Raw genomic sequence first — 16,385 nt, 5'->3', positions numbered from 1 at the left:
CCGCGGGGCCGACTCCGACGACGCTGCGCTGCGGGCAGCTGCTCCCATCGTAGGGGTTACACCCGTCACCTTCGCGGTCATCGGGGGCCACAAACGCCCGCCCGTGGATGCTGGTCGTACAGTGGGTGCCCGTGGCCACCCGTTTCCAGCCCGAACCCTCCCCGGATGACTCCTCGACCGGGGAGGCGTCGAGCGCATCCTCCGGCCCGGACGACGGCGACTCGATGAGCAGCTGGGTCACGTGGGCCCGTAACGCCGCACTGATCCTGGTGCTCGTGCTCATGGTGTGGCTCGCGTTCACCGTGCACCTGCCGAGCCAGGCCGAACTCGAGGCCACGATTGACGGCTACGGCTGGGCCGGCTGGCTCGTGTTCATCCTCATCTACGCGATCGTGGCGATGACCCCGATCCCCGTGACGATCATGGCGGTCACGGCCGGCGTGCTCTTCGGTGCGACCCTGGGCAGCGTGTTCTCCGTCGTGGCCGCGCTGATCGGCGGCTGGGGTGGCTATTGGCTCGCGCGGGGACTCGGGAAGCAGACGACCCGCAAGATCATGGGCAAGCACGCGGACACCGTGGAGAACTACCTCACCGGGGCGGGCTTCGAGGCTGTGGCCACGCTGCGATTGGCCCCCGGGATCCCCTATTGGCCGGTCAATTACGGATGCGGCGCGTTGGGAATCCCCCAGAGCGTGTTCCTCTCCGCGAGTGCCCTGACCGTGATCCCCGGACAGGTGGCCCTCGTGGGGCTGGGGGCGCTGGCCACGGATCCCACGTGGGCACACCTGATCGTGTTCGGTGTGGCGTGCCTGGTGAGTGTCGTGGCAACGATCATCGCGTTTCGCCGCTGGCGCTCGGTGGCCGCGCAGAACCGCAGAGGGCACTAGCCGGCGGAGGGCACCGCCGACGCCTGACCGGGTCCGCCCCGGCCCACATACATCTGCGCCTCGATACGGCAGGTTCCACGGCTGATCTGGTGCGGTTTCGGGCCTCAGATGTACTTAGCGCACCCCGCCCCCGAGACGCATCCCGCCCCGGGCGTTCGGGCGGGCATGCGAAAAACCCCCGACCCGGAACTCATGTCTCCGGATTGGGGGCTTCCCGAATCGTGTGCGCGAGGGGGGACTTGAACCCCCACCCTCTAATACGAGGACTAGCACCTCAAGCTAGCGCGTCTGCCTATTCCGCCACCCGCGCAGGTGTCCGAACCGCGGCGTTTCCGATCTCCCGGAAACCTTCTCGGCCCGTGGCAACGACAAGAAACCTACCACAGTTGCGCGGTCCGTTCGAACTCGACCGGGGCCGGACCGCGCACTCCGCGGGAGCACGGCCCGGTGCAGGTGCTACCGACCTGCCTGCGCCAGGAAGTCCTCCGCGCCACCCACGAGTTCCACGTGACCGGTGGGGACGTCCGCAGTGACCATCGCGGCGATCTCCTGGGCGAACTCATTAACGGTGTAGAGCTTCCCGGCGGCCTCGCGGCGCTCATCGAGTGCTCCCGGGCGGGCCCGGTTGAGCAGCGTGGCCGTGACGGTGCCCTCGATCATGTCCGCGGAGACCACCACGAAGCCGATGCCCTTGTCCTGCAGCTCGGGCACGCGAGCCGTCAGGGTGTCTTCCCCGGCGCGCTTGGACTTGGCCACGGCCTCGTACTCGGGCATCGTCTCCACGTCGTTGATGAAGTGTGCCTGGTGGCTCGTGACGAACACCACGCGGCCACCCTGGGGAAGCGTCCGCAGGGCCTCGGTCAGGGTGTCGTTCTGGGCGTCACGGTTCAACCGCAGGGCGTAGTCCTCACCCATCTCGGTCTCCATGCCCCCGGAGGCGTTGAGGATCAGCACGTCCACGCCACCGAACTCGTCCACGGCGGCACGGAACAGACCCGCGCGAGACTCGGCGTCCGTGATGTCCGCCTGCACGGCGATCGCGTGGCCGCCGGCCTCCCTGATCTCCTTGACCACCTTGTTGGCCCGGGGGGCCTTCTGACGGTAGTTGACCACCACGTTGGCGCCCTCACCGGCGAGGATCTTGGCGGTGTCCGCGCCCACGCCTCGCGAGGATCCGGTGATGACCACGGTCTTGCCTGCCACTGAACTCATGCGGTTTCTCCTTCGAGGGGTGCGGGAATCGGCGGTATCAGTGCCCCAGGCCCAACCCGCCGTCTACGGGGATGATAGCGCCGGAGACGTAGGCCGCGGCGTCGGAGGCAAGGTATTCCACCGCTCCGGCGACCTCTTCCACGTGCCCGAAACGCTGGGCCGGGATCATGGAGAGGTAGTTGTCCTTGACCTCGTCGGAGAGCTCATGGGTCATGGCGGTGTCGATGTAGCCGGGGGCCACCACGTTGGCGGTGATCCCGCGGGAACCGAGTTCGCGGGTGATGGCGCGGGCCATGCCGACCAGGCCGGCCTTGGAGGACGCGTAGTTCACCTGACCAGGCGCGCCCGTGTACCCCACCACGGACGAGATGAAGATGATCCGGCCATGCTTCAGTCGCATGAACCCCTTGGTCGCGCGCTGCACCACCCGGAACGCGCCGGTGAGGTTGGTGTCGATCACGTCCTGGAAATCGGCTTCCTTCATGCGCACCAACAGGGTGTCCTTGGTGACCCCGGCGTTCGCCACGAGTACCTCCACGGGACCGAACTTCCCCTCGATCTCCCGGAAGGCCGCGTTCACGGAGGCGGTGTCGGTGACGTCCGCCTGCACGGTGTACGCACCGTCGGGCCCGTCCCCACCGGAGCGCGAGGTGACCACCACGTTGTCCCCGGCGGCGATGAACCGTTCCGCGATCGCGCGGCCGATACCTCGATTGCCTCCGGTGACGAGCACGGTGCGAGCGGCGGAGGACTGGTCAGACATGATGGAACCTTCCGTGGAGGGGCGGGCGCGGCGGGGAAGCCCACCCTCGTATCAAGACCTCACAGCATCCTAACCGGCCTCTGACCGGCGGACATCCCCCGCTTGGGCGCCACACACAACGGTGAGACAATGCTCAGAACGCTCACAGTCAGCCGTGGCAGTGTTGCCCCGCGGGTACACCCCCAGATCGTTCGCCGAAGGACCGGTTCCCATCTCACGTTCCCAGCCGCAGTCGCATGGTTCCACCGAGGTTCATTCGATCACCTCGGCGGCGGATCCGCACACCACCGACATGGCACACCGCATGAAGGTCTATTCCTTCCAGATGGCGCTGCGCGTGGTGTGCATCATCGGAGTGGTGCTGATCGACAACCTGATCGCGCGGATCCTGCTCGTGCTGGGCGCTGCGATCCTGCCGTGGCTCGCGGTCATGATGGCCAACCGCGGCGCGGACCGCTCCGAACGCTCGGGTTCCGCGTACCGCCCGCCCACCCGCACCGAGTTGCCCACGAGCGCCGAGTCGCAGGAGCGGGCACCGGATCCGGAGACCGTGGTCGTGGACGGGGAGTACACCGCCCCGCCCCCGCAGCGCGAACTGCCCCCGCCCCGCGCGGTCACGCGCCGCAACTGAAGCGGGTCCGCCCCCGCGCCCACCGCACCGCACGATTTCTGGGAGGATTTTTCACCGTGGGATTCGATCTGCTCGGCTCTCTGGACCCGCAACGCCCCGCGCCCGACGACGCCGCACCCCGACCCCGCGCGGCGGCACCCGAGGCCGTGTGCTCTCGCCGGGGCTGTTCGCGTCCCGCGCAGTGGACCCTGCTGTGGAACAACCCCCGCGTGCACACCCCCGAGCGCCGCAAGGCGTGGCTCGCGTGCGACGAGCACCGGGAGCACCTGGCCGACTTCCTGGGCCAGCGTGGCTTCCTCAAGACCATCACACCGTTCGAGGCCCCCGAGGACGCGACGCCCGACGCCGCTGCGAGCCAGGACATCCCGCACGAGCCCGGCGCGGGTGACGGCCGCGCCGAGGTCGGGGACGGCGGCGTCGTCCGACCCGAGGAATCGGGGCGCACACCCTGATGCGCAAGTACAAGTTCCTGGGCACCCCCACGTGGCTCGGCTGGTTCGCGCTGTGCTGCGTAGCTGCGGTGCTGTGCCTCTACCTGGCCCACTGGCAGATGTCCCGCAACGACTACCTGGTCGCGGAGAACGCCAAGATCAGCAAGAACTACGACGCCCCGGCCTATGACTCCGCCCGTGGCATCCCCCTGTTCCAGGACTACGACGACTCGCAGACCTGGCACCCCGTGGAACTGCGCGGCACGTATGTGCCCGAGGAGACCGTGCTGATCCGCAACCGTCCGCACGACGGGCGCGTGGGGTACGACGTCCTGGTCCCGTTCCGCACCGTGGAGGGACCCGTGATCGCGATCGACCGCGGCTGGATCCCCACGGACGACTCCGCGAACGGGATGCCGTCCGCGGTGCCCCCTCCCCGGTCCGGGACCGTGACCGTGACCGCCCGGCTGCGCCCCACCGAGGGCACCGTGGACCGCGGGGCACCCGAGGGTCAGTCCGCCTCGATCGACCTGCCCGCGTTCGCCGAACGCTGGGGTGGCGCGCTGGCCACGGGCGGGTACGGAGAACTGGTCTCCGAGGACCCGCCCTCGAGCGTGACCCCGCAGGCCGGTGAACGACCGGTCATCGAGTACGGTCCGCACCTGTCCTACTCGCTGCAGTGGTACGCGTTCGCGGTGCTGGTGTTCGTGGCCTACGGGTACTCGGCGCGCCAGCACGTGAAGAACCTCGAGTGGGATCGCGCGTACGCCGCGGAGGTGGAACGCCGGTTGGCGCAGTACTACGACGCCGAGGGCAACTACATCGGGGAGATGGACGAGTCGCTGATCATCCGTCAGTTGCAGATGGCCGACGACATGCCCGCGCATCTGAAGTCGCTGTACCGACCCAAGCGCCGTCGGGCCTCCACCGGCGTGAGCAACGAAGACGAGGAGGACGCCCTACTGGACGCCCTCGAGGCCGACAGGCGACACTGAGACGCAGACCCGCGCCCGCTTACGGCACCCGAGGGAGCCGTCCAGGCGGGCGGTCCGCCCGAGCGGACGTTGCCTTGTCGGACGGGTCACCCGTGATGAAGGAGTCGCCGTGAAGATCACCGCCGCCGTGCTCGAGGAGATCGGGCTGCCGCGCCCGTACGCCGAGTCCCATCCGCTGCGCCTCCAGGAGGTGGAGCTCGCGGACCCCGGTCCGGGAGAGCTGCTGATCCAGGTCCGGGCGGCGGGACTGTGTCACTCGGACCTGTCCGTGGTGGACGGCAACCGGGTGCGTCCCACGCCCATGGTGCTGGGACACGAGGCCTCCGGGATCGTGGAGGCGGTGGGTGAGGGTGTCACGGACATCGCCGTGGGTGACCAGGTCACGACCGTGTTCTTGCCCCGCTGCGAGGAGTGCGACCAATGCGCCACGGACGGGAAGCTGCCGTGCGGTCCCGGTTCTCGCAGCAACGACGCCGGGCTGTTGCCCGGTGGTGAGCGCCGATTGCACCGCGGTGAGGAGGAGCTGTTCCACCACCTGGGGGTTTCGGGTTTCGCGAGCCACGCGGTGGTCAACCGCCAATCGGTCGTGCCCGTGGACAAGGACGTGCCCCCGGAGATCGCCGCCGTGGTGGGCTGCGCGGTGCTCACGGGCGGCGGCGCCGTGATCAATGCGGGCCGTCCCAACGACGGTGACACGGTGCTCATCGTGGGTCTGGGCGGCGTGGGCATGGCTGCGCTGCTGACCGCGGTCTCGCTCGAGAAGGGCCCGGTGATCGGGGTGGACGCGAACCCGGAGAAGCTCGCGCGCGCCGTCGAACTCGGAGCGAGCGCGGTGTACTCCCCCGAGGAGCTCGCCGAGCAGGGGGTGACGGCGGCCGTGGTGATCGAGGCCGCGGGCCACCCCCGCGCGTTCGAGACGGCGGTCGCGGCGACCTCGCCCGGGGGCATCACGGTGACGGTGGGGTTGCCCTCGCCGGACGCCCGGTCCACGATCTCCCCGCTGGGGCTCACCGCGCAGGCGCGCACGATCGTGGGTTCCTACCTGGGTTCGGCGGTCCCCGCGCGGGATATCCCCGTGTACCTGGGACTGTGGCGGGAGGGGAAGCTACCCATCGAGGAGCTGATCTCCCAGCGGATCGGTTTCGAGCAGATCAACGAGGGTCTCGACGCCCTCGCCGAGGGCCGGGCAGTGCGCCAGGTCGTACTGTTCGAGAACTGAGCCCCGCCGCGCCGGGTGCGGGAGCGGCGTACGTCCCCGCACCGTACGCGCCGCGGAAAGTCCCGCGGCGCGCCAGGCCCGTTGGTCCTCCAGCGGCCGCGGCAGGACGCCCGTGCTACGCGAGGGTGATGAGGTCCTGGTAGTCCTGGCTCCAGAGGTCCTCCACGCCGTCCGGGAGCATGACCACGCGCTCGGGTTCGAGCGCCTCCACGGCGCCCTCGTCGTGGGAGACCAGGACCACGGCGCCTTCGTAACTGTGCAGCGCGTTGAGGATCTCCCGCCGGGACGCGGGGTCCAGGTTGTTGGTGGGCTCGTCCAGCAGCAGCACGTTCGCCGACGACGCTACGAGCGTCGCGAGTGCGAGTCGCGTCTTCTCGCCGCCGGAGAGCACCCCGGCGGGCTTGTCCACGTCGTCGCCCTGGAACAGGAAGGAGCCGAGGATCGTGCGCACCTGGGTGTCCTGCAGGTCCGGTGCGGCGCTCTTCATGTTCTCGAGGACGGTGCGCTCGGTGTCCAGGGTGTCGTGTTCCTGCGCGAAGTAGCCGAGTTTCAGGCCGTGACCCGCGACCACCTCGCCGGTGTCCGGGTCCGCCTGGCCCGCGAGCATGCGGAGCAGCGTGGTCTTGCCCGCGCCGTTGAGCCCGAGCACGACCACGCGGGAACCGCGGTCGATCGCGAGGTCTACATCGGTGAAAATCTCGAGTGAGCCGTAGGACTTGGACAGGCCCTTGGCCATGAGCGGGGTCTTGCCGCAATCGGCGGGCTTGGGGAAGCGGATGGCCGCGACCTTGTCCTGCACGCGTTCACCCTCGATCCCGGCCATGAGCCGTTCGGCTCGGCGGATCATCTGCTGGGCGGCCACGGCCTTGGTGGCCTTGGCGCGCATCTTGTTGGCCTGGTCCATGAGCACCCCGGCCTTCTTCTCCGCGTTGGCGCGTTCACGCTTGCGGCGGGCCTGGTCCTGGTCGCGCTGCTGGAGGTAGTTCTTCCATGTCATGTTGTACACATCCACCACGCAGCGGTTGGCGTCCAGGTACAACACCTTGTTCACGACCATTTCCATGAGGTCCACGTCGTGGGAGATCATGAGGACCCCGCCCTGGTAGGAACGCAGGAACTCGCGCAGCCACACGATCGAGTCGTGGTCCAGGTGGTTGGTGGGCTCGTCCAGGAGCATGGTGTCCGCGTCCGAGAACAGGATCCGGGCGAGCTCCACACGGCGACGCTGCCCACCGGAGAGCGTGTGCAGGGGCTGGTCAAGCACGCGCTGGGGCAGGTTGAGGTTGCTCGTGATGGTCGCGGCCTCGGACTCCGCGGCGTAGCCGCCGCCGGCCAGGAACTCGGACTCAAGGCGGTCGTAGCGGCGCATGGCCTTGGCCCGCACGGCGTCGTCCTCGGAGGCCATCTCCTCCTCCGCGCGGCGCAGCTTGGTGATCACACCGGCGAGGTTACGCGCGGACAGGATGCGGTCCCGGGCCAGCTGGTCCATGTCATCGACCTTGGGGTCCTGCGGCAGATACCCGATCGATCCCGACCGCGTGACCTCACCCGCGGCGGGGAGCGTGAGCCCCGCGAGCACCTTGGTCATGGTGGTCTTGCCAGCCCCGTTGCGCCCGACCAGGCCCACCTTGTCGCCCTTGTCCACCCGGAAGTTCACCTCGTCCATGAGCAATCGCGCGCCGGCGCGCAGTTCGAGGTTCGTGACGGTGATCAACGGTGCAGGGCCTTTCGTGGGGCGGTCGAGCGAGTGCTCCCGGGACGACGCCGCACACCGTGCTCGGCGTGCGGCGCTTCGTGGATCGCGCTGGATGGAGGCGCCCGGGACAGACAGAAACCCCGTGGCTGCGGGGTCCTGCACCAGTCTACTCGCGGTCGCAAATCCACTCGACGAGCGGGCGCTGCCGGCGCGCGGGGCACCCGCGACCCGTGCGACGTCGTGCCGTGAGGTGCCGGCGCGGTGCACGGGCCGTGTGATCCGCCGGATGAGCAGGAGCGGTCGGGCGAGCGAGGGTGGGCGGGCGCCGTCGGCCCGCACCACCGGGCTCCACTAGACTGCGGGCCATGACAGCACCCGCGCGCGACACCCGCACCGTAACCTCGTTCGACCTGGCCAACATCGCCGTGTTCGCCGCGCTGACGTGCGTGCTCGCGCTCGCTCCCGCCATCCCCGTGGGTGCGCTCGGGGTGCCCATCACACTGCAGACCCTCGGGGTGTACCTGACCGGCATGATCCTCGGGAGCCGCCGCGGCTTCGCCGCCCTGGCGCTGTACGTGATCGTGGGTCTGCTCGGCGTCCCGGTGTTCGCCGGCTTCGTGGGCGGACCGGCCGTCCTGGGCGGGCCCAGCGTGGGCTATCTGCTCTCCTTCCCGTTCGCCGCCGCCCTCGTGGGTGCACTCGCCCACCGCAGCGTGCGCGCCGAACGCGTACGACGCCGCGCCGGCTCCACCTCCGCCGCCCCCGAACGCCGTGGCGGGCTGGTGATCACGCTCTTCGGTGCGGCGCTCGCTGGTCTCGTGCTCTCCCACGTCATGGGCATCGTGGGCATGATGCTCACCGCGGGACTGTCCCTTCGGGCGGCGCTGCTCACCGATCTCGCGTTCGTCCCCGGTGACCTGGTTAAGGCACTCGTGGCGGCCCTGATCGCGGTGGCCGTGCACCGTGCCTTCCCCCGGATGGCCGGGGCGGTCCTCTGAGTGCAGCCCGCACGACGACCGGGCTCCTCCGAGCCCCTGTACTGCGCGGACGTCACCGTCACGGCGGAGGGACCCGCGGGTCCCGTGACCGTCCTGGACCGGGTCACGTGTGAGTTCACCGCGCCGCGCACCGCGGTGGTCGGGCTCAACGGCTCCGGCAAGTCCACGCTGCTGCGGCTGTTCAACGGGCTCGTGACACCCACCTCGGGCGTGGTGCTCACGGGCAGCGTGGACCCCGTGGCCTTCCCCCGGGAGGCCCGCTCGCTCGTGGGGTTCGTGTTCACCGATCCGGCCTCCCAGATCCTGATGCCCACACCGCTCGAGGACATCGAACTGTCCCTGCGGCGTCGCGTCCCGGACCGGGTGCAACGCGCTGAGCAGGCCCTGTCTTGGCTGCGCCGCATGGGGCTTGAGCACCGCGCACACCACAGCGTGTTCGACCTCTCCGGCGGGGAACGCCAGCTCGTGGCGCTGGCCGCCGTGCTCGCCGTGGAACCCCGGGTGCTCATCCTGGACGAACCCACCACGTTGCTGGACCTGCGCAATCGCCTCAAGCTGCGAGAGCTGCTGGACGGATTACCCCAGCAGCAACTTGTGAGCACTCACGACCTCGACCTCGCCGAGAGCGCCGAGCACGTGGTCGTGGTCCACGAGGCGCGGATCCTCGATCAGGGTCCGCCCGAGCTCGTGCTCCCCCGGTACCGCGCGTGGTGCGCGCACGGTTTCCCCGGGGAGACTGCGTGAGGAGGTCGCGCGCCGACGACCTGCTGGGCACGTACGTCCCCGGGACCTCGATCCTGCATCGCAGTCCCCTGTGGCTCAAGACCGTGGTGCTGCTCGGCGCGTGCGTGGCGATCATGGCCGTGCGCGCGTGGCCGGTGTCCCTCGCGGCATTCGCGCTCAGCGCGGTGGTGTCCGCGGTCTGTGGTTTGGGGTTACGGCGGTGGGCCCGCTCCCTGCGCCCACTCCTGCTGCTCGTGGGCGTGCTGAGTCTCTACCACCTCGTGGCCAACGGTCCGGCCCGCGCGGCGGACGTCGTGCTCTCCCTGCTGGCCGTCGTGGGGATCACCCGGTTGCTCATCACCACCACACCGCTGCCCCGACTCATCGACGGCCTGGTCACCCTGTGCGCACCGCTGCGCCGGCTGGGTGTGGACCCCGAGCGGGTGGGGCTCGCGGTCTCACTCATGATCCGTTCGGTGCCCTGGTTGTTCGGCGTGCTCTCCGGGCTGCGCGACGCCGCCGCGGCACGCACCGTGCGCCCGTCCCCCGTGCAGCTCGTGACACCGGCCGTGATCGCGACCGTGGACTACGCGCACCGCACCGGGGAGGCGCTCGCCGCGCGCGGACTCGAGTGAGCCCCCGCGCACGCGACGCGGAGGCCGTCCGACGCGCCACGACGCGGCACCACGGCCCCGTACCATGCGGTTGCCCCGGTGGGGCCCTATGCTTCCCCCATGAGTTTCAATGACAACTCCCAGCTCAACGGCGGCCGCGTGGGTTCGGGCGGCGGTGGCCGCGGGATCGCCGTGGGAGGCGGGCTGGGCGGCGCCGTCCTGCTGCTGCTCGCAGGACTGTTCTTCGGCCAGGACGGCATCGATGCGCTCACTGGCGGCAATCAGGACGACACCCAGAGCACGCAACAGGTGGACTCCGGGCTCGCGGACCGCTGCCGAACGGGCGAGGACGCCAACCGGGACACCGAGTGCCGCATGGTGGCCACGGTCCAGTCCCTGGACCAGTTCTGGGGAGGGTACTTCCCCGAGGCCACGGGCAAGAAGTACTCGTTGCCGCAGGTGGAACTGTTCCGCGGGACCGATTCCACGTCCTGCGGCCAGGCGTCCTCCGCGACCGGCCCGTTCTACTGCCCGCCGGACTCCACGGTCTACCTGGACACCGGCTTCTTCGACCAGATGCGCAGCCAGTTCGGCGCGGACGCCGACGCCCTGGCCCAGGAGTACGTCATGGCGCACGAGGTGGGGCACCACGTGCAGAACCTGCAGGGCACCCTGGGCCGGGCGCAGCAGGACCCGCACGGAGCGACGTCGGCCGCCGTGCGCACCGAGCTGCAGGCCGACTGCTATGCGGGGATGTGGGCGCATCACGCGACCGAGCCCGGCGGGGCCGTCCAGCTGGAACCGATCACGCGCACGCAGCTCGCCGACGCGATCGAGGCGGCCGGGGCGATCGGTGACGACCGGATCCAGGAGACCACCCAGGGTCGCGCGAACCCGGAGTCCTTCACCCACGGCACCTCGACGCAGCGCCAGGCGTGGTTCCTCACCGGCTACCAGACCGGGGACATCCGCGCGTGCAACACGTTCACCGCCTCGGACCTGAACCGTCCTGCGGCCCTGACGTAACCGTTCACACATCGTCATCCGGTGCGGCACGTCCGGGCCCACTTCGTCGCGTACCTCGGCCAGCGCGGTCAGGGACACCGGGGCCCGGCCCAGGTGCCGGTCGCCGTGGTTCGAGACCACCAGAACGTCGGCGCCCACGCTCAGGGCCCGGCGGGCGGCGTCGGCGGTGAGCACGCCCCCGGTCTCACCGCCCGCGCCATGAAACCCTCGGATGGGGGCCGAGCACATGGCTGCCCGGGGCTCTGCGCATCCGAGTCATGCGGGAGGGGTCCGGGTACGCGTGAGGGCGCGGGGTGGTTCACCCCGCGCCCTCACGACACGCATCGACTCAGATGTTGAAGCCCAGGGCCCGCATCTGATCGCGTCCGTCCTCCGTGATCCGCTCGGGACCCCACGGGGGCATCCAGATCCAGTTCACGTGCCACTCGTCCACGGTGGGGGCCAGGTTCTGGGCAACCTGTTCCTCGATCACGTCCTGCAGCGGGCACGCAGCCGTGGTGAGCGTCATGTCCAGACGCAGGGAGTCGTCATCCTGGTAGGCCAGCCCGTAGAGCAGCCCCAGGTCGACGATGTTGACACCCAGCTCGGGGTCGATCACGTTCTTCAACAGATCCGTGATCTCGGCAAGCGACGCCTGGCCATTGGGACCGGGGGTCTCCGCCGTGACGGTCTCGGTGGAATCGCTCATCGCGACCTCCTCTGAAGTGGTGTGCGGGGACTTACTTGGCGGGGGCCCGCACGTAGCGGTCGTAGCCCTCGTTCTCGAGCTGGTCAGCGAGCTCGGGACCACCCTGGTCCACCACGCGCCCGTCCGAGAACACGTGCACGAACTGCGGCTTGATGTAGCGCAGGATCCGCGTGTAGTGGGTGATGAGCATGATGCCCGTGTTGTCCTCCTGCAGGGCGCGGTTGACACCCTCGGAGACGATCTTCAGGGCGTCCACGTCCAGACCGGAGTCGGTCTCGTCCAGCAGCGCGATCTTGGGCTTGAGGATCTCGAGTTGCAGGATCTCGTGACGCTTCTTCTCGCCACCGGAGAAGCCCTCGTTCACGTTGCGCTGCAACATGTCGTTGTCGATCTTCAGCTTGTCCATGGCGGTGCGCACGTCCTTGGTCCACGTGCGCAGGGACGGGGCCTCGCCCTCGATCGCCGTCTTGGCCGAACGCAGGAAGTTGGAGGTGGTCACACCCGGGATCTCCACGGGGTACTGCATGGCCAGGAAGAGCCCGGCGCGGGCGCGCTCGTCCACGGACATCTCCAGCACGTCCTGACCGTCCAGGGTCACGGAACCGGAGTCCACCTGGTACTTGGGGTGACCGGCGATCGTGGAGGCGAGCGTGGACTTCCCGGAACCGTTGGGGCCCATGATCGCGTGCACCTCACCGGAATTGATGGTCAGGTTCACGCCCTTGAGGATGGGCTTGGTGGTCTCGTCGTCCAGGATGACGGACGCGTGGAGGTCCTTGATCTCCAGAGTTGACATGAAGCGATTCTCCTAGTGTTCGTGCGCACCCGATCGGTTCGCGAGCCGGATGCGGGAAGGTCGTGGATGGGAACTGCCGCGGCGCGTGGGCCGGGCGCTCAGTTCTCGGTGCGGGCCAGCTCGTCCTCGAGGGACGCGCGCAGCTGTTCCTCGAGGGACTCGACGCCCACCTGCTGGATGATCTCGAACAGGAACCCGCGCACCACGAGGCGCCGCGCGTCCTGCTCGGGGATCCCGCGGGACATCAGGTAGTACAGGTGCTCGTCGTCCAGCTGGCCCGTGGTCGAGGCGTGACCGGCGCCGGCGATCAGGCCGGTCTCGATCTCGAGGTTCGGCACGGAGTCCATGCGGGGGCCGTCGTTGAGGATCAGGTTGCGGTTGAGCTCGTAGGTGTCCGTGCCCTCCGCTTCCGCGCGGATCAGCACGTCCCCGACCCACACGCCGTGGGCGTTCTCGCCCTGCAGCGCGGACTTGTAGGTGACGCGGGAACGGCACCGGGGCACGGAGTGGTCCACGAACAACCGGGATTCCAGGTGCTGGCCGTCGTCCACGAACGTGAGACCGTACATCTCCACGTCACCACCGGGAGCGGTGAAGCGGGTGGACGGGGTGACCCGCACGAGGTCCCCACCGAGGCTCACGAGCACGTGCTTGAAGGTCGCGTCGCGACCCAGGCTCGCTTGCTGCGAAGAGGCATGCACGGAGTCGTCGTCCCATTCCTGGAGCGAGACGACCGTGAGGTTGGCACCGTCCGCGACCGAGAACTCCACGTTCTGGGACAGCACGGCGGAGCCCACGTGGCGCAGCACCACGAGCGCGCGGGAGTTCGTCCCGGCCTCGATCACGATGTGCTGAGCTGAGGGCTCGGCCGACTCACCCGTGATCGTGACGATGACCGGCTCGGTGATCTGCGCGTCGCGCGGGACGCTGAGCACGGTGGCCTCGCGGAAGTTGGACCACGCGTTGGCGGAGACCCGGTCCTCGGGGATGCCCACCGAGCCGATGCGGGAGTCCTCGCGGGAGACCGTGGTGAGCTCCACACCATCGCCGCCGGAGACCGACACGGCCGGGGCGGGCCCGTCCAGGGCGGAGTCGTCGAGCCCGCGCAGGCGCTTGATCGGGGTGAATCGCCAGTCCTCGAGCTTGGTGCTCAGCGGCGGGAAGTCCGCGACGTCGTAGGAGGTGAAACGACCCGCGCGCGAGGAATCCGGGACACCGGAGATGTCACCGTGCTCCGTGTGCCTGATCTCGGGCTCACCGGCCTGGTTACGACCCTCCTGGAGTGTCTCGCCCTCCTGGCTCATCCCGGGAATCGCCACGCGGTCCTCACCGGTGGGGACCCCGTTCACCTGTTCGGTGGTGTCCTGGGCGGTCTGATCAGTGGTGGACATATCAGCCAACGGATCCTTCCATTTGCAGTTCGATGAGACGGTTCAGCTCGAGCGCGTACTCCATGGGCAGCTCGCGGGCGATCGGCTCCACGAAGCCGCGCACGATCATGGCCATGGCCTCGTCCTCGGGCAGACCGCGCTGCATGAGGTAGAACAGCTGCTCCTCGGAGACCCGGGAGACCGTGGCCTCGTGACCCATGGTGACGTCGTCCTCGCGGATGTCCACGTACGGGTAGGTGTCCGAGCGGGAGATCGTGTCCACGAGCAGGGCGTCGCACACCACGTTGGACTTGGAGTGCTTGGCGCCCTCGCGCACCTGCACCAGACCGCGGTACGCGGAACGACCGCCGTTACGGGCCACGGACTTGGACACGATCGACGAGGACGTGTTCGGGGCGATGTGCACCATCTTGGAGCCGGTGTCCTGATGCTGGCCCTCACCCGCGAACGCGATCGACAGCGTCTCACCGCGGGCGTGCTCACCGGTCATGTAGACCGCGGGGTACTTCTGGGTGACCTTGGAGCCGATGTTGCCGTCCACCCATTCCATGGTGGCGCCCTCGTGGGCGATCGCGCGCTTGGTCACCAGGTTGTACACGTTGTTCGACCAGTTCTGGATGGTCGTGTAGCGCACCCGGGCGTTCTTCTTGCAGATGATCTCGACCACGGCGGAGTGCAGCGAGTCCGTCTTGTAGATCGGCGCGGTGCAACCCTCGATGTAGTGGACGTAGGAGTCCTCGTCCGCGATGATCAGCGTGCGCTCGAACTGGCCCATGTTCTCCGTGTTGATGCGGAAGTAGGCCTGCAGCGGGATGTCCACGTGCACGCCCTTGGGCACGTACACGAACGACCCGCCGGACCACACGGCCGTGTTCAGTGCGGCGAACTTGTTGTCGCCCACCGGGATCACGGTGCCGAAGTACTCCTCGAAGAACTCGGGGTGCTCCTTCAGCGCGGTGTCCGTGTCCATGAAGATCACGCCCTGGCGCTCCAGGTCCTCGCGGATCTGGTGGTACACGACCTCGGACTCGTACTGCGCGGCCACACCGGCCACCAGACGGTTGCGCTCCGCCTCGGGGATGCCGAGCCTTTCGTACGTGTTGCGGATGTCATCGGGCAGCTCCTCCCAGGAGCCCGCCTGCTGCTCGGTGGAGCGCACGAAGTACTTGATGTTGTCGAAGTCGATCCCGGACAGGTCCGCACCCCACGTGGGCATGGGCTTGCGGTCGAAGAACTTCAGACCCTTGAGCCGCAGCTGGGTCATCCAGTCCGGTTCGCTCTTCTTGGCCGAGATGTCCCGGACCACTTCTTCGTTGACGCCGCGGCGCGCGGAGGCACCGGCGTCGTTCTTGTCGGCCCAGCCGTACTGGTACTGACCGATCCCCTCGAGCTCCGGGTTCATCTCCAGGATCTCGGAAATCGTGGTGTCACCTGACGTGTTGCCCGCGGTCTCCGCGGGCACAATGCGCTCGGTCATGACAACCCTCCCTGTCGTGCGGTTGTGTGGTTGGTGGAATTCGAGTGACCCGCAGTGCGCAGTTGCAGCGGGACGTGTGTGGTGCAGACGTGGGCGCCGGCCGCCATGGTGGACAGCCTGCGGACGTCCACGTCCAACAGTTCGGAGATCAGTGCGGTTTCCTGTTCGCAGAACTCGGGGTACTCGCTCGCGATGTCCTGGATGGGGCAGTGGCCCTGGCACAGTTGCGCCGAGCGCAGCGTAACGCCCTTGGGTCCCCGCGGGGTCACGGTGGTGTGCGAGGCCACGAAGCCGTCGCGGCTCATGGCCGCGGTCAGGGCGTTGAGGCGGTCGTCGACGTCGGGCCCGGCCGCCTCGACCTGCGGGCGGTAGCGTTCGCGCATGCGCTCGATCTGCTCGGCGACAAACGCTCGCACGAGCTCCTCACCGCCCACGCGCTGCATGGTCTCCAGCGCACGGTGTGCGAGTCCGAGGTAGTCGTGGCCGAGCTGTTCGTGGCCTCCGGGGGCGACGACGTAGCGCCGGGCCGGGCGCCCCGCGCCCGATTGCGCGCTGCGTAGGGCGGAGACCTCGATGAACTGTTCGGCCTCGAGCGCGTCCAGATGGCGCCGGACGGCGGCGGGGGTCAACCCCAGGTCCTTGGCGATCTGGGCGGCGGAGATGGGACCGTGGGCGAGCACCAACGAGAGCACCCGGGAACGGGTGGTGTCATCCTGGTCCGTGCGGACCGCACCGCGGTCCGTGGCAGGTGAACTCATTCTCGGTGCAACATCCTTCGAGTGATGACGGTTGGCTCGGGGCGCGGCGTCCGCGTCGATCCCACCGGGTGAGCGCCGTG

17 protein-coding genes, 1 tRNA gene and 1 pseudogene are annotated in these 16,385 nt (G+C 68.9%); 9 read left to right on the top strand and 10 right to left on the bottom strand.

The window, feature by feature from the left end; genetic code table 11:
• Window positions 1–131: 131 nt before the first annotated feature.
• Complete coding sequence (locus tag ACW9PK_RS12640; RefSeq protein WP_457016109.1) at window positions 132–887, top strand: TVP38/TMEM64 family protein; 756 nt, start codon at window positions 132–134, stop codon at window positions 885–887.
• Window positions 888–1,111: 224 nt separating this feature from the next.
• On the opposite strand, the gene ACW9PK_RS12635 is transcribed toward ACW9PK_RS12640, so the two are convergent.
• The 3 genes from ACW9PK_RS12635 to fabG form a co-directional block, all read right to left on the bottom strand.
• Window positions 1,112–1,197, bottom strand: a tRNA-Leu gene (locus ACW9PK_RS12635).
• A gap of 146 nt (window positions 1,198–1,343) precedes the next feature.
• Complete coding sequence (locus ACW9PK_RS12630) at window positions 1,344–2,099, bottom strand: SDR family oxidoreductase (protein WP_457016108.1); 756 nt, start codon at window positions 2,097–2,099, stop codon at window positions 1,344–1,346.
• A 37-nt stretch (window positions 2,100–2,136) separates the two neighbouring features.
• Window positions 2,137–2,862, bottom strand: a complete 726-nt coding sequence (gene fabG / locus ACW9PK_RS12625) for a 3-oxoacyl-ACP reductase FabG (RefSeq protein ID WP_206478511.1) — start codon at window positions 2,860–2,862, stop codon at window positions 2,137–2,139.
• Window positions 2,863–3,154: 292 nt separating this feature from the next.
• Here fabG and ACW9PK_RS12620 point away from each other — a divergent pair, with 292 nt between their 5' ends.
• The 4 genes from ACW9PK_RS12620 (at window position 3,155) to ACW9PK_RS12605 (ending at window position 6,138) form a co-directional block, all read left to right on the top strand.
• A complete protein-coding gene (locus ACW9PK_RS12620; RefSeq protein WP_241180910.1) occupies window positions 3,155–3,493 on the top strand; it encodes a DUF3099 domain-containing protein in 339 nt (112 codons plus the stop codon).
• Window positions 3,494–3,549: 56 nt separating this feature from the next.
• Complete coding sequence (locus tag ACW9PK_RS12615; RefSeq protein ID WP_239318668.1) at window positions 3,550–3,945, top strand: hypothetical protein; 396 nt, start codon at window positions 3,550–3,552, stop codon at window positions 3,943–3,945.
• Window positions 3,945–4,919: an SURF1 family cytochrome oxidase biogenesis protein gene (locus ACW9PK_RS12610; protein WP_457016107.1), complete on the top strand. Its 975-nt coding sequence runs from the start codon at window positions 3,945–3,947 to the stop codon at window positions 4,917–4,919. The genes ACW9PK_RS12615 and ACW9PK_RS12610 overlap by 1 nt, the downstream gene beginning before the upstream one ends.
• A gap of 109 nt (window positions 4,920–5,028) precedes the next feature.
• Window positions 5,029–6,138, top strand: coding sequence for an alcohol dehydrogenase catalytic domain-containing protein (locus ACW9PK_RS12605; protein ID WP_457016106.1), 1,110 nt, complete (start codon window positions 5,029–5,031; stop codon window positions 6,136–6,138).
• A 115-nt stretch (window positions 6,139–6,253) separates the two neighbouring features.
• Here the strand turns inward: ACW9PK_RS12605 and ACW9PK_RS12600 are convergent, their stop codons facing one another.
• Window positions 6,254–7,852, bottom strand: coding sequence for an ABC-F family ATP-binding cassette domain-containing protein (locus tag ACW9PK_RS12600; RefSeq protein WP_098053392.1), 1,599 nt, complete (start codon window positions 7,850–7,852; stop codon window positions 6,254–6,256).
• Window positions 7,853–8,199: 347 nt separating this feature from the next.
• Between ACW9PK_RS12600 and ACW9PK_RS12595 the strand changes: the two genes are divergently transcribed.
• The 4 genes from ACW9PK_RS12595 (at window position 8,200) to ypfJ (ending at window position 11,195) form a co-directional block, all read left to right on the top strand.
• Window positions 8,200–8,832 (top strand): biotin transporter BioY, encoded by a 633-nt coding sequence (locus ACW9PK_RS12595; protein ID WP_035962026.1) that lies wholly within the window; start codon window positions 8,200–8,202, stop codon window positions 8,830–8,832.
• Complete coding sequence (locus ACW9PK_RS12590; RefSeq protein WP_084117991.1) at window positions 8,833–9,576, top strand: energy-coupling factor ABC transporter ATP-binding protein; 744 nt, start codon at window positions 8,833–8,835, stop codon at window positions 9,574–9,576.
• Window positions 9,573–10,190 (top strand): energy-coupling factor transporter transmembrane component T family protein, encoded by a 618-nt coding sequence (locus ACW9PK_RS12585; protein WP_035962028.1) that lies wholly within the window; start codon window positions 9,573–9,575, stop codon window positions 10,188–10,190. Before ACW9PK_RS12590 ends, ACW9PK_RS12585 begins: the two co-directional genes overlap by 4 nt.
• Window positions 10,191–10,289: 99 nt before the next feature.
• Window positions 10,290–11,195 (top strand): KPN_02809 family neutral zinc metallopeptidase, encoded by a 906-nt coding sequence (ypfJ, locus tag ACW9PK_RS12580; protein ID WP_457016105.1) that lies wholly within the window; start codon window positions 10,290–10,292, stop codon window positions 11,193–11,195.
• Window positions 11,196–11,279: 84 nt separating this feature from the next.
• On the opposite strand, the pseudogene ACW9PK_RS12575 reads toward ypfJ, so the two are convergent.
• From ACW9PK_RS12575 to ACW9PK_RS12550, 6 genes and pseudogenes are all read right to left on the bottom strand, one after another.
• A pseudogene (locus ACW9PK_RS12575) lies at window positions 11,280–11,423 on the bottom strand (alpha-hydroxy-acid oxidizing protein); the annotation flags it as partial.
• 100 nt (window positions 11,424–11,523) lie between these two features.
• Complete coding sequence (locus ACW9PK_RS12570; protein WP_035962032.1) at window positions 11,524–11,883, bottom strand: metal-sulfur cluster assembly factor; 360 nt, start codon at window positions 11,881–11,883, stop codon at window positions 11,524–11,526.
• 31 nt (window positions 11,884–11,914) lie between these two features.
• The gene (sufC, locus tag ACW9PK_RS12565) at window positions 11,915–12,679 is read right to left on the bottom strand and encodes a Fe-S cluster assembly ATPase SufC (protein WP_064845264.1); all 765 of its coding nucleotides are present in this window, start codon (window positions 12,677–12,679) and stop codon (window positions 11,915–11,917) included.
• Window positions 12,680–12,777: 98 nt separating this feature from the next.
• Window positions 12,778–14,070: a Fe-S cluster assembly protein SufD gene (sufD, locus tag ACW9PK_RS12560; protein WP_457016103.1), complete on the bottom strand. Its 1,293-nt coding sequence runs from the start codon at window positions 14,068–14,070 to the stop codon at window positions 12,778–12,780.
• A gap of 1 nt (window position 14,071) precedes the next feature.
• Window positions 14,072–15,547: a Fe-S cluster assembly protein SufB gene (gene sufB, locus ACW9PK_RS12555; RefSeq protein ID WP_064845266.1), complete on the bottom strand. Its 1,476-nt coding sequence runs from the start codon at window positions 15,545–15,547 to the stop codon at window positions 14,072–14,074.
• Entirely contained in the window at window positions 15,544–16,305 is a 762-nt protein-coding gene (locus ACW9PK_RS12550; protein ID WP_035962038.1) for a helix-turn-helix transcriptional regulator, read from the bottom strand. Before ACW9PK_RS12550 ends, sufB begins: the two co-directional genes overlap by 4 nt.
• Between the last annotated feature and the right edge of the window lie 80 nt (window positions 16,306–16,385).

The organism is Kocuria sp. MNB10 (genome assembly GCF_054073685.1).
Note: the sequence above shows the minus strand (reverse complement) of the source record. Positions and strands in the feature narration are given on the sequence as shown.